The organism is Amycolatopsis sp. cmx-8-4, from assembly GCF_046548675.1.
GTDB lineage: Bacteria > Actinomycetota > Actinomycetes > Mycobacteriales > Pseudonocardiaceae > Amycolatopsis.
Window position 1 is genome coordinate 1 of sequence record NZ_JAEBDZ010000061.1, and the last position, 12,654, is coordinate 12,654.

Annotated in this window: 12 protein-coding genes; 5 read left to right on the top strand and 7 right to left on the bottom strand. The window is 64.6% G+C overall.

The window, feature by feature from the left end; translation table 11 throughout:
* Nucleotides 1-239 precede the first annotated feature (239 nt).
* The 5 genes from ACLJQZ_RS47900 to ACLJQZ_RS47920 all read right to left on the bottom strand — a co-directional run bounded on the left by ACLJQZ_RS47900 (nt 240) and on the right by ACLJQZ_RS47920 (nt 6,264).
* Nucleotides 240-575, bottom strand: a complete 336-nt coding sequence (locus ACLJQZ_RS47900) for a hypothetical protein (protein WP_410628338.1) — start codon at nt 573-575, stop codon at nt 240-242.
* A gap of 1,368 nt (nt 576-1,943) precedes the next feature.
* Nucleotides 1,944-2,396 carry an NUDIX domain-containing protein gene (locus tag ACLJQZ_RS47905; RefSeq protein WP_410628340.1) on the bottom strand — a complete coding sequence of 151 codons (453 nt, stop codon included), beginning with the start codon at nt 2,394-2,396 and terminating at the stop codon, nt 1,944-1,946.
* Nucleotides 2,397-2,451: 55 nt separating this feature from the next.
* Entirely contained in the window at nt 2,452-4,833 is a 2,382-nt protein-coding gene (locus ACLJQZ_RS47910; protein WP_410628342.1) for a hypothetical protein, read from the bottom strand.
* Between the two features lie 418 nt (nt 4,834-5,251).
* Nucleotides 5,252-5,935: a hypothetical protein gene (locus ACLJQZ_RS47915; protein ID WP_410628344.1), complete on the bottom strand. Its 684-nt coding sequence runs from the start codon at nt 5,933-5,935 to the stop codon at nt 5,252-5,254.
* Nucleotides 5,932-6,264, bottom strand: coding sequence for a PadR family transcriptional regulator (locus tag ACLJQZ_RS47920; RefSeq protein ID WP_410628345.1), 333 nt, complete (start codon nt 6,262-6,264; stop codon nt 5,932-5,934). Before ACLJQZ_RS47920 ends, ACLJQZ_RS47915 begins: the two co-directional genes overlap by 4 nt.
* 331 nt (nt 6,265-6,595) lie before the next feature.
* Between ACLJQZ_RS47920 and ACLJQZ_RS47925 the strand changes: the two genes are divergently transcribed.
* The 3 genes from ACLJQZ_RS47925 (at nt 6,596) to ACLJQZ_RS47935 (ending at nt 7,330) form a co-directional block, all read left to right on the top strand.
* Nucleotides 6,596-6,691, top strand: coding sequence for a hypothetical protein (locus ACLJQZ_RS47925; RefSeq protein ID WP_410628346.1), 96 nt, complete (start codon nt 6,596-6,598; stop codon nt 6,689-6,691).
* On the top strand, nt 6,688-6,828 hold the full coding sequence (locus ACLJQZ_RS47930; protein WP_410628347.1) for a hypothetical protein: 141 nt from the start codon (nt 6,688-6,690) through the stop codon (nt 6,826-6,828). The genes ACLJQZ_RS47925 and ACLJQZ_RS47930 overlap by 4 nt, the downstream gene beginning before the upstream one ends.
* Nucleotides 6,829-7,006: 178 nt before the next feature.
* Nucleotides 7,007-7,330, top strand: a complete 324-nt coding sequence (locus tag ACLJQZ_RS47935) for a hypothetical protein (protein ID WP_410628348.1) — start codon at nt 7,007-7,009, stop codon at nt 7,328-7,330.
* 271 nt (nt 7,331-7,601) lie between these two features.
* On the opposite strand, the gene ACLJQZ_RS47940 is transcribed toward ACLJQZ_RS47935, so the two are convergent.
* Nucleotides 7,602-8,042, bottom strand: a complete 441-nt coding sequence (locus ACLJQZ_RS47940) for a hypothetical protein (protein WP_410628349.1) — start codon at nt 8,040-8,042, stop codon at nt 7,602-7,604.
* 495 nt (nt 8,043-8,537) lie between these two features.
* Between ACLJQZ_RS47940 and ACLJQZ_RS47945 the strand changes: the two genes are divergently transcribed.
* A complete protein-coding gene (locus tag ACLJQZ_RS47945; protein ID WP_410628351.1) occupies nt 8,538-11,504 on the top strand; it encodes an NB-ARC domain-containing protein in 2,967 nt (988 codons plus the stop codon).
* A gap of 62 nt (nt 11,505-11,566) precedes the next feature.
* A protein-coding gene (locus ACLJQZ_RS47950) for an IS5 family transposase (protein ID WP_410628352.1) occupies nt 11,567-12,372 on the top strand; the annotation gives its coding sequence in 2 pieces (ribosomal slippage) (nt 11,567-11,903 and nt 11,903-12,372; 807 coding nt in all).
* A 97-nt stretch (nt 12,373-12,469) separates the two neighbouring features.
* Here the strand turns inward: ACLJQZ_RS47950 and ACLJQZ_RS47955 are convergent.
* Nucleotides 12,470-12,654 (bottom strand): hypothetical protein (locus ACLJQZ_RS47955; RefSeq protein ID WP_410628354.1); only part of this gene is annotated, 185 nt, incomplete at its 5' end.

The following is a 12,654-nucleotide window of genomic DNA, read 5'->3' on the forward strand; positions in this document are numbered from 1 at the left end:
GGACATCCAGCACGTCTTGCACTGCTCGTACTGGCGCCGACGCCATCAATATCGCGCACACAAGCCCACTACCAGCGCCAATCGCTCCAGGAGCCATGAAGATCACGAAGCCCGGCTGGAGTACTAGTCTCCACTCGATCCCACTGTGCGGCTGTGGTTGTTCGAGATCATCGTGTATCCGAGGCGGCGTATCGAGAAGCCAAACTGAACGTCGGCTCGACGAGGTCGCGGTTTCGCTCTCAGGCTTGGCCTTCCCAGTAGATTGGCTCTGCCAGACCCCAACTCAGCGAGAGCACTATATCGGCGGAGCCCGCCGTTGGGAGGCCGAGCACGACCCGCCACGAGCCAGTCTTGCCTGGCAGGATGTCTGGCGGTTCGCTGGGCCCACCTGAGCTGCCCGAGTCGAACACCTGGTCGCCTGCGGTTCCGTCCGCAGTGACTTTGGCGATCCAGTCATAGCCGTGCAGCACTTCACCAGAGGTGTTGGATACAGAGATCGTGACGACGATCGCTCGCTTGTCATCTGGCCCGATCGCAGCTGTATCGCTGGGGCGATACGGCTGTGGGTTCGACACAGTTACCGTGCCATGTTGCCCCTTGTACGTCTGATTGAATTGCAATGAGGGTGCGGCGTGTGGTTGGGTCTCGACGGTCGCAGAGGGTGGAGTCTGAGCGGCCGATGCACAATATGTTGTCCAGTCGGATTGGGATAGATTCGGATCTGAGCAGTTCACTGTGACCGCGGCGCCCTTGTCTGCGGGAGTGCCGCAACTGACGAACGCTACGAGTACAATCGTGGCCGGAACCAGCAATCGACGGTCTTTCACTGTGCCTCATAACATCGTGGGTTCAACAAACCGCTGCGCGCCGAGCACCCTGGCAGGTGGTCCTGGCCAGCGCACTCCAGTGCCCGCGGATCGCAAGATCCAGTCTTGAGCTGCGCGAATCCTTAATAAAGAGGACAAGGTCCCTGCCTTGTGAGAAAGTGTCACGAGTGCGTCTCCCTTGTGCTGGCCGGCTCTTCGATGTGCTGTCCGGCGCAGGAGCGCGGTCAGGGGCCGACGCCTGGCGGGCCGATTATCCCGCCCACTGAGGTAGTAGGGCTCACGAGTGGCGGGAACTTCAGCGGAAGGCCCGTCGGCTACTACGCTCGCGCAAGCCGGTCGAGGCGAGAAACGGCGGCAGTGGTCGGCGGCGGGAGTGGGGGACAAGGCAGCCGGGCCGCCACCACCGTTCTCGGTGAGGGGATCCGCTACCGGTTCGTCCGGGGTGGCTGCGGGTGCTCCCTCATCCACCAGGGGGCGAGCTGGAGGCCCGTCCGATCGTCACGGCCTCACTGATCGGCGAGGGCCCGGCAGCGTCGTTCGTTCGGGGACACGTGGCGAGTTCGGCGATCTCGTCCCGATCCGCCCGGGTGTCGGCAAGCGCGCCGTCTGCCTGCTCGGCCACCGGCTCGACCTCTACGACAACCTCGTGCCCTACATCCACCGTTATGAGCTGCACGGCACGCTGTGCGAAGTCTGCCGCGCAAGAGGGGTTCGATCCGTCTTCGCGGCGCCTCGCTGAATGGGCTCAGCTGGACGTCGCGACCTAGTACACCCCGGAGGCAGCTCCTGGCGACGGCCTGGGGATGGTGGTCCACCAGCCGCAGGCCGGAACGCTCAGCGGCCGGTTCGAACTTCGCCTCGATGGGCGCGAGGTCGCGACCGCGACCGTCTCGATCTGTGCTTCCTGCCGCATGGCCACCCTCGGCTACGTCCATGTCGCTGCTGAGCACCGCCGCCTCGGCTTCGGGCGGACGCTGGTGACGGGCGGAGCGGCTCGGGCTCCGACGTACCGGTGGACGGCGTCGTTGCCCAGCGGTCCGGTGGCTCAGTCGTTCCGGGCGCGCATCGCCATGAGCCGCGCCGGGGCGCCATGCATCCACACCGGCGCCGCGGATCTCAGGCGGTGAGGGGCAGCGGAGTGGCCGGGAAGCGGCCGTCGAGCGGGGCCTGCAGGAGGTCCGGCAGCTCGGCTGGCAGGAGTTTGTCGTGGCATTCCGAGACGGCTGCGGCCGGCCACCAGCGGCGCTCGATGAGCCCTGCCCGCTCATTGGCTGAGTGCCGGGTGACGGTGCGCGACGCGATGTCGTCGTCGGTGCGGGCGAGGTAGACGTGGTCGAGCCGATGGTGCTCGCGGCCGCGGTAGGTGAATCGGCTTTCGCGGGTCCAGAGCTTGCGGCCGATCTCGTCCAGGACGAGCCCGGTCTCTTCGGTGATCTCGCGTCGGGCGGTGTCCTCGAGCTTCTCGCCGGCGTCTTGGCCGCCGCCGGGCAGTTCCCACCAGTGGTGGCCCGGGTCGTCGGGGTCGCGGGCGTGGATGAGCAGGACTTTGCTGACACGCCTGCCACGCAACGGTGCAGATCATCAGTCCAGAATGCCGAGTAGCGCTCGAGGCCGAAGGGCCCTCTTATTGCGCCGGAATTGGCGGCGCGGTCTCCGCTAGCCCGCGCCGTCGCCTGAAGTCGGTGATCAGCTGCCAGCTCACCTTCGGGTCGATCGACATCTGCTGACGTGCCGATGCCAGACAGACGACGCTGCCGTCGCTCGCGGCCAGTTGGATGGTCGTGGCGGTCAGACCGTTGGTGAAGAACTCGACGATGGTCGCGCTGAAATACAGGTAGCTTGCGGCTTCCCAGCGCAACCGGGACAGCGCAGTGGGGTTGCCGCGCACATCTTCGGGGAGCAACGCGCTGCACTGGCTGATCATCCACGATGCTTCGGCATGCACCGTTGAGGTCACCGTGGCCAGGAACGAACTCGGGTCGGCTTCACCCTCCAGTTGGACGGCGGCACTCGCAAAGGCTTTCAGCTTGGCGGAGAGGTCCGCGGCGACCAGAGACGGAACGATCGAGTCGAGGTCGCTCTCCATCTCGGGATCCGTGAGCCGGTCGTACATCGCTACCGCGACGCGGCGTAGCTCGCGGGGCAGGCCACCGGAGAAGCTGTAGCACAGGTGGATAAATGGTTCCGGAATCCCGATCGTGCGCTTCGCTAGCCACGCGCGGGCGTCGTCGAGGGAGAAGGGTTCGACGCGGACGACGGTGGTGAACGCGCTGTCGAAAGCGTCGCGAACGGGGATTCCCCGGCGATGAAACGAAGTCAGCGCGTCCTCGGACACGGATACCAGGAACACACATCCGTCCACTCCGAAGACACCCTTGATCTCGTCGATGAATTCCCGGGCCTGCGCGGCATCGGCGAACTTGTCAAGCTCGTCGATCGCGACGATGATCCCGCTGATGTCGTCCGGGACGAGTACCGAGACGACACGCTCGAGCAACCGGCGGTAGTCGTCGACGATCTCGGGATGCGTGAGCGGCCTTTCGGCTCGGGCGATCGTCCGGGTCAAGCCCAGCTCGAACAAGCCACCGGTGCTCAGCTTTCCCGACCACCCTTCGGTTCGGGTCTGCAAAAACCGCACCTGCCGCAGGTCACGCCGGGCCAGTGCGCACAAGGCCTTGTGCTCCAGGCTGTAAAACCGGCGCACCCGGCGCCGCCACTCTCCGAACACCAGGGCTGTGACGCCGTCCATCAGGTATCGGCTGATCAGCCACGCCGGCCTGACGACGGCGTATGCGATCATCAACAGCGCCGCGATCTGCGGAAGAAGACCCCACTGCCATGGCGTGACGTAGTTCGTGAAATCAGTGAGTAGCCCGTGCACCATCGCGTTTACTCTTACGTCGGTCACATCAGGGCTCGCGTCGAAGAGGTCGAGGCAGATGAGCAGGGTGACGACCGAGGTGATCACCCAGAGCGCGCTCACCATGATGACGCGGGAACCATGCCGTACCCGGCTGATGAAAACCTCCCGCCGCCGCAGCCTGCGCCAGACCAGTTCGTCTTCGCTTTCCGCGGGAAGCTGATCGTCGGTGCCCGCGGAGCTGAGAACCGCGCGACACGTGATCGCATAGAGGTGCAGCATGAATTCGCGGGCGTCGTACCGCACCGGTGCACTCGCCGCGACGGTGAGGAACGGCGGCTGGTCAGCTCCGGTGAAGGCGTTGTCGAGAGTGCTCGAAATGAGGGTTGACTTACCGACGCCTCGTGGTCCGGCGATCCCGATGGAGCCGGGCTGCGGGCGCGACAGCTCGCGCCTGAACGCCTTGATCGACTGCGTCTGGACCAGCGGGCTGTCATGCCCTTGAGATAGGAGACCTGTCCCGTCGCGCAAGGTCAAGACGGTGTCGAACGTCAGCTCCTTCGCGCCGTTGATCCACTCCCGGACATACGGCACGACCACGTCGTCGCGAAGGACCTGACGCAATTCGTTCTGTTCATCACGGTGATCGAACCAGGCTTGCAGCCGGCTGCGCTCCCATGTCAGCCGCTCCCAGACACTCTCCGGAAGCCCCCGCCGGACCAGGAATCCCAGGGCTGCGAACATCGCTCCGAAGATCACAAAAGGTAGTAATGCCGTGATCGTTCCGTTGAGGAAGGTGAAGGTGCTCAGCAACCACACGGCCACTAAGGGGATGGTCAGCCCGACGACGATCGCGACGAAATTGCGCAGTTTAGGGCGCCAGCCTGGCGTCCAGAGCCGGGGTCGCTCGTCGTGTAAGGATAACAAGGCCTGCTGTGCGTCGAGGACCGGCTTGTAGACCAGCACCGAACGATCCATCAACCGAGGATTGTTGGTCACATCGCGGATCAGCTTGTCTTGATCTAAGCGCTCTTCGGCGATCTCCGTGGCAAATTCGGGTTGCTCGACCACTTTCAGCAGGAGTGTCATGAACTCGTTGTGCACCTCCGACCGGAGGTGGTTGCTCCGGGCAAATTCTTCGTCCACCGAATCACTCCTGAACGCAGTCGGACCGCTTCGCTGCAGCTGCCGAAATATCACCCCATGATGTTATTCATCAGTTCTCCGGAGCGAAAGATCCAGGCCCGTTTCTGAGTGCGGCGTACACGCCTGAAGCGCCGAGATTACGACCGGGCGCCGCGAGTCGTTTGGCCACGCCGACGCCAACGACGGACCGCCAGCCCACCTGCAGTCGCGGTCGATCCACCGCCCAGCAGCCCGGCCGCCGCCAGCGGTGACACCAGCACAAGCACGACCAGGACAGCCGCCACGATGGCCACCATGGATACGGCGGCAGGGACGAGCCACCGAGCAAGGCGCAGGACGTTGCCTGTCCGCTCGCGATCGGCGACGACATAGCCGATCCAGCCGTGTGGATGTGCGGGCTCCGCCGACCTTCTGTGCGTCACCATGATCGCTCCCGGGCAGGGTTCGCGTCCTCGCGTAGCACAAGCCGCAGGCTCGGAATGCCGATCAAGACCCGGAGGGAATGCCACAGCTGCGCCCATCTCCCGCACTGACCTCCGGCCAGCTCTACCAGGTCTGAGCGAAAGAGTTCTCCGTACTCAGCTCGTTCGATAGCGGGCAGCAGCGTGACAGCGCACTCAGTCAACTGTCGCGATGTCTCCGACACCCCAGTCATGTCGTGGAACTCGGCGCTGAGCACCTCAGCGCGCGCGACGGCCTCGTCTAGGACGCCGACGAGGCCGTTGGCGAAGGCATGCCCGCGAACTATGGCCGGAGCGCCGTGCTGGGCGAGATCCGTGGCGAGGGCGTGAGTACTGCTAGACACGAAGGCGCAGGCCCAGACCAGTTGCCGGGTGAGGTCAGCGTCAGCGGTCCGAGCGACGCAATCGGCGAGCATGGCGCTGACGCAGCGGGAGCGGTCGAGTGCTTGCGGCAGACCGGGCCCGGGGCTGTGGCTGCCCAGGGAGTAGGTCACACTGAACGCGAACTCAGCGGAAAGTCTGCGGGCTTCCTCGCGCGCACTTGCCAGGTCGTTGACGAAGCACAGCGCACGGTCGTGCGCGGTTGCGAGGTCATCGTAGAAGTCGCGGCCGCGTTCGCGGTCAAGGTCGAAGCGCCTCATCCCGCTTCTCCCGCCAAGCTGGGCCGAAGGCGGGCCAACGCCTGAGCGGACGCATCAGATCGCTGCAGCGCAGCCAGAACAGCGCCGACGCGATTGGGATCCAGGCAGTAATACTTCCGCCGTGGTCGTCCTCGCTCGACGGGATCGACCTTCTCCCAACGGCTCTGTAGCCAGCCCGCCTTCTCAAGTCTCGTCAAGATCGGGTGGATGGTGCCGCTAGGCAGTCCTGCGGCGCGGCAGACCTCAAGCCCGTACATCTCCCGAGTCGGCTCTTCAAGAAGAGCACGCAAAACCAGCTGCGTCGGTAGCGTCATTCTCGGCGATGACATACCTTGAACTCTAGCTAGCCCCTATCTAGAGAACAAGCGAAACAGCCGCGCTGTCACCGGTTGGACTAGCAGTTCCGGCTGAAGTCACCCAGCGCGAAGGCTGCTGCGCCTGATCACGCTCGGCAGGCGGCCAATCAGGCCCTGCCGAGGAGCCAAGTTCAGTGTCTCGGCCACGGGAGTGACCAGAAGGGTCTGCTGCACGAGCAGGTGGCATCTGAGTTGGCTTGCTGTGGTGGTGAGCTGGGAGGATATCGCTGTGCCCAGGCCCTGCCTTCGGGAGTTCCGCGACGATGTCGTGCGGGTCGCCCGTAACCGTGAGCCCGGTGTGACGGTGGAGCAGATCGCCAAAGACATCGGGGTCCACCCGATGACGCTGTTCAAGTGGCTGCGCCAGGCGACACCGACGAATGCACCAAACCCGGTGTGAGTAGGAACGACTCGGCCGAACTGCGTGAAGCGCGCAAGCGGATCAAGCAGCTGGAGCAGGAGAACGAGGTCCTGCGCCGGGCGACGGCGTATCTGTCGCAGGCGAACCTACCGGGAAAAGGCTCTACCCGCCCGTGAGCGAGCTGGCCGCGGACAGTATCCCCGTCGCGGTGACGTGCCGGGTCTTGAACATCGCTCGACAGCCCTACTGCCGGTGGCGTGCCAGACCGATCACCGCCGCCGAGCTCGAGCGGGCATATCGAGCGAACGCGTTGTTCGACGCGCACCGCGACGATCCGGAGTTCGGCTACCGGTTTTGGCCGACGAAGCCCGCGACGCCGGCCTGTCGATGGCGGATCGGACCGCGTGGCGGATCTGCTCGTCCATGGGCTGGTGGAGCGCGTTCGGCAGGAAACGCGGCCGCAACGGCAAGAAGGCCGGTCCGCCGGTCCGCGACGACCTGGTCCGGCGCGACTTCACCGCCACCGCGCCGAACCAGCTGTGGCTGGCCGACATCTCGGCCTGGTCGCGGCTGACCAGCAGGCTGGCCGAGGGCCATGTCACGTGGCGGTGGTTCACCCAGGCTTCGCCCCGCAGGACGAGGTCCTCGTCCCGCAACGCCGCGAACTGGCATTCGTAGGCCGGTTCCGGCAGCGGGACCCGACCGAAACCCTCGAACTTCTCCCGCCACCGGAACCTGATGATCAGCGTCACGCCAAGAGCCCCCGAACACCAGCAGGGCGATCCCTTCGCCAGGTCTCATCGGCGTCCCTCCTGCATCGCAGGTGAAGCATCTCACCCGAACAGATGATCCCCGATGATCATTTCGTTCCGGTGCCGAACAAACTCGTGTGTTGCTGTCCATGCCCGCGATACTGCTGCGCCGGGACGGCCGGCGGAGAGAAGAGACGTCACCGCCAGCGAGACAGCCACCAACACCACCACATTTCGAACCGCTCCAGGTACTTCTCCAGCCTCACGCCGTGATGCCACAGGAACAGCAGGACGGTGGCGCCCGCGCCGAGCAGAGTCAGCAAGCTGCCGGCCACGATCGGCCCGGTGTGCTTGTCCCCGGCGTCCAGTTCCGCGCGCTGTTCGTCCGGCCACAACCGGATCTGCACCGGGCGGCCCAGAGCGACAGCACGCCGCCCTTGGTGGTTCTCGACGGTCTCCCACCTCGTCACCCCGTCGGGTCCGGTGTACTCGACGTCGGCGGTCGGGGGCTCCCGGACCCCGACCGAGACGACCCGCCCCGGGAAGAGCCCCGCCGACCGGTTCACGTCCGCGGCCATGGAAACGCCGGTCCACACCACCGCGAGCCCGCCGATCAGCACGACCAGGGGAAGCCACAACAGGGCCGCTTCGGGCAGCCAGGACCTCGACGACCCGTCATGCCTCCAATACACCAGGAAGGCCACTGCGGTTGCCTGGCGGCCCGGAAACGCCTGCGCCCACGTCTTCACCCGAGCCGTTCAAGGATCCACCGCTTCAGCTGGCTGTCTACGCCTTGCCAACAGTCTCCGTGTTACACGCGGTGAACGTGGCGACAAAGCCGCCGGCCTCGCGGTGGCGTCGGTGTCCGCTCGTCGGCAGGACCGGACGTAAGCGCGCGATCAGCGGCAGAGGTGGGTGTTCGCCACCTCATGACCATGGGTCGCTGAGGGCGGGCAGGTCAGTGAGGTGATCACAGGTCTGGGTTGCTGACAGTCGTGGCGGCTCTCTACGACGAAGAGCATCAGTGCCTGCGATACTCGTGGGTGTCTTCATGCTCGACCAATCGGATGTATCGGCCACGTCGAACGCCGATCGGGGTGACCTGGTGGCCGGCAGGTCGGTAGTGTCGGGCCGTGGACGGAGGCCGGGTCGCCGCATGGGGTTTCTTATACCAGTACCTTTGCACGGTCGAGGCCGTACTCGCGGCGGTTGAAAATGATCGTTTCGAGGCTTGCCGGGTCGAGGGCAGCGCTGGCGCTGGCGAATCTGAGCAGGTTGACGTCGTCGACTTCGACTTGGTCGGTCCGGACGGCGAGGTGCTGCTCGCTGCGCAGGTCAAAACCGGTGGTTCGACCGCCTCCCTTGGCACCGGGGTCGCCTACCGAATCATGGTCGAATTGGTCACCCGGTGTAGCGCGGAGCGCTACGAGTTACTGACCAACGTGCGATTGGCTCCCGGCGCGGCCAAGGTAGCGGATCTTCTCGCATGCGACGATCTCTCGGTAGCCGAGCGGCGGGCGCAATTGACGCGAGTTCTGGCCGAAGCCCGCTCATCGGCAGACGTCACCGAACTAACGGACGATCAGGTCCAGCGGTTGGGGCGCTGCCGCTTGCTGGTGGATCACCGTGACCGCACGGACGTCGCGGATGGTGTAAAAACAAAAGTGCGGGACTTCCGGCGGAACTACGGTCGCGGAGTCGGGCCCCGGTCTTCGGGTCTGCTGTTGGCGCACCTGTTGGCCGAGGTGCACCGTAGGGCAGCGTTCGAAGAGCACGCAGTGTGGACAAAGGCCGAGGTTACCCGGGCCGTGGTCCAAGATGAGCGGGACATCGTCGATGTCCTCGATGGGCGTGACTGGGGCAGCGTTCTCGGACTGATGGCGCCGGTACCGGACCTGCCCCGCGGCGCCTTGGTCGAGCAGATCGTCGGTGCGCTGCAGCCGTATCGGCCCACTGGTCGCTCGGTGCGGCACTGCGCGTTGACGGGGTTGTCCGGGATCGGGAAGTCGAGCCTGGCTGCGTCCTACGTCGCGGCCTACGCTGACGCCTATCAGGCGATCTACTGGATCGACGCGACGAGCCCCGACAGCATCGAGGACGGCTTCCAGACGGTGGCCATCCGCCTCGGGCTCGAACGGTACGACACCAGCGAGCGTTTGCGGTCAGCTGTACACGAAGCGTTGAGCACACAAACGGGGAGGTTCCTCCTCGTGTTCGACGATGCGATGGCGGACCTGGCACAACGGTGGTTGCCCCGTCTAGCCGATGCCGACGTGCTCATCACGACCATCGACAGCACGGCCCGCCTGGGAAGCTCGATCGCGGTGACCGCTCTGACGAGTGACGAGGCCGTAGAGCTCATCCATCTCCGGCTCGATGAGCCTCCCGCCGAATCCGGTGATCAAGCGCGGCGGTTGGCGGAGGCTCTGGAGCGCTGGCCGCTGGCCCTCGAACTCGCGACCGGTTACCTCCGTGGTTGCGGCTATACCCTCGCCGATGTCGACTATTATCTCCAGCAGTTGAAGGTTCGCTCGCTCGGCGACAACCTCGCGGTTCCGCGCGGCTATCCACGCACGCTTGTTGCGGCCATCGATCTCGGTTTGGATGTCCTGCACCGGTCCAACTCGACGGAGATCGCCGCGCTGGCGACCGAGTTTCTCAAGCGCGCCAGTTACCTTAGCGGCAGGCGGATACCCGTACAGCTTCTGACGGCGCCGCTGGCCGTGGGGACCGACAACCTCTCCGATTTCGACAACATCTCCGAGCACGCTGGGCCAGCTATCGTCCGAGATCCACAACTGTCGGAGGCAGTCCGGGCACTGCGCCGAATATCGTTCGCCCGCCACGACGAACGGCTGGCATGGCGAGCCTCCGATCTCGTCCCCGCCGCTGACCACACCATCGCCGTCAACGCGGTGCTGCAAGAGGTGGTGCGGACCCGCCTCGAAAGTCCGACCCGGGAAGAATGGAATGACGAGCTCCGCCGGTTGGCCCTTCATGTCAACCACTGGCTGTCCGCAGCCACCCACAACCTAGAGGTCAGTAAGGCGCACCAACTGGCTCCGCACGCCGCCACGCTTGTGGGCCATCTGAGGCGGCTCGGCGTCGCAGGCCGCCGAATCGCGGTACTGGCAGGGAATTTGGCTGGCATCTACGTCGCTGCGGGACGCAATGAGGAAGCGATCGACTTGTTGCGTTCAGAGATAAACATGATTCTTGATGACGCGGACGGCGGAGACTCTTTTCTGGAGCACCAGGCTCGCCTGCACCTGGCTCGCGCACTTGTCAACTCCGATCAGGCCGGCCACTTCGACCCGCACCCCGCCGTGACGGAACTGGCACGAGTTCTGACCTGCACGCAGAGACTGGCATTGAACGACGAGACGCACGCACCGGCAGTTACCTTTTGTGCGTACTCGCTCAGCATCCTGAGTTTCCTGCACGATCGCATGCCCGTGACGCACCGGTCGAACGCCCTTGTTTCGGTATTCCGCGACCTGCAGAAACGTCTACCCAGTACTGCTTTGACCGAAGAAATCGAGGCCTTTGAACGAATAAACCAAATGATCAGCAAAGGAGATGATCGCGGCGCCGAGTCGATTTCGCGTGCACTTCTCATGCAATCACGTTATGGATCTAGCCTTGATACCGAACTGCGTCGACTTCTTGTGGAAGCGCTAGTGCGCCAGGGTAAATGGAACGAGTGTGGCGTGGAGATTGATAACCTTGCAATCGAACTCGGTAATCCTCCGCTCTCGTATGAGTCGGCACAGCAGGCACTGCACAACATTGCTCTAGCTCTGGTGGCCAAAACGCTCGATTACGCATCGCCGGAACCGAGGCTATTACTGCGGCGTCTGCTCGGTAAGTCTTGTTTCGTACACGTCAGCGCAATTGCCACGGGTGAATACCGGGCCAAGTTCGAGCTCTTCGCATTGAATGCTGCGGTCTGCGACGGCAGCATCAAGGACATCGACGAAGCGCTGACCAAGGTTGCGGCCGACGTCAGCCAAAGCCACCTTGTGCACGACCCGCATGTCGCCATGTTGTCTAGAGAGATTATCGCCAGAGCTCAAGCGGCACTATCGAACCGAAATTGATCCCGTGCTAAGAGCGTGTCTCACTTGGATCTTGACGGAGGTGCGGGCAAGATCATGGCGTGATGGACGAGTTGTCGCGGCGGCTGGTGCCCGACGAGTTGTGGGCGCTGGTCGAGCCGCTCATTCCGCCGGGCAAGACGCGTCCACAAGGTGGCGGGATGTCACGAGTGGATGATCGGGCGGTGTTCACTGCTATCGTGTTTGTGCTGACCAGTGGGTGTGCCTGGCGTCATCTGCCGCCCAGCTTCGGGGTCACCGTACCGACAGCGCATCGCCGGTTCACCGAGTGGACCGAGGCCGGGCTGTGGCGGCAGCTGCACCAGGCGGTGCTGGACGAACTGGGCGGCAAAGGCATGATCGACTGGTCCCGCGCGGTCGTGGACGGAGCCTCCGTCAGGGCAAAAAGGGGGGCGGACTGACCGGCTCGAACCCGGTCGACCGCGGCAAACCCGGCTCGAAAATCCACGCCCTGTCCGACCGGGCCGGCCTGCCCCTGACCGTCGGGATCTCCGCGGCCAACACCCACGACAGCCACGCACTCAAGCCTCTGGTCAACGCGATTCCGGCGATCCGCTCCCGTCGCGGACCCCGGCGCCGGAAGCCGGTCAAGCTGCACGCGGACAAGGCCTACGACATTCCCGCGCTGCGCGGCTGGCTCCGCCGGCGCGGGATCATCCCCCGCATCGCCCGCAAAGGCATCGAATCCGGCGACAAGCTTGGCAAGCACCGGTGGGTCATCGAACGGACGATCGTCTGGTTGACCGGATACCGGCGCCTGACCGTGCGTTACGAACGCAAACCCAGCCACTTCCTGGCCTTCCTCACCCTCGGCGCCGCCATCACCTGCTACAAGAAACTCGCCAAATGAGACACGCCCTAAAGACTGGTTGCCTCAGGCCGAGGTTGTGTCCGACCTGTCGTCTCTGCAGCTGTCGTTGTCGCCCGCCGCGCCGATGAAGCCGTCCTCAACTCGGCAGTTGCGGGCTCGGAATAACCCAGTCGGAGAACGCGCCGGGGATGGTGTGATGGCGCTCTGCGAAGTGGGCCAGAGGCGCTTCCTGAAAATCCCCAGCCGAGGTCTGCAGCTTAACCGGTGTCAGCGACGGAGTGGGATCACTCCGTCGGGTGCGGCGACCGGCATCTGTGGCCG

Coding starts and splice junctions, on each gene's coding strand:
- ACLJQZ_RS47915 (WP_410628344.1), bottom strand. CDS start 5,935: ATGAGGCGCTTCGACCTTGACCGCGAACGCGGCCGCGACTTCTACGAT.
- ACLJQZ_RS47920 (WP_410628345.1), bottom strand. CDS start 6,264: ATGTCATCGCCGAGAATGACGCTACCGACGCAGCTGGTTTTGCGTGCT.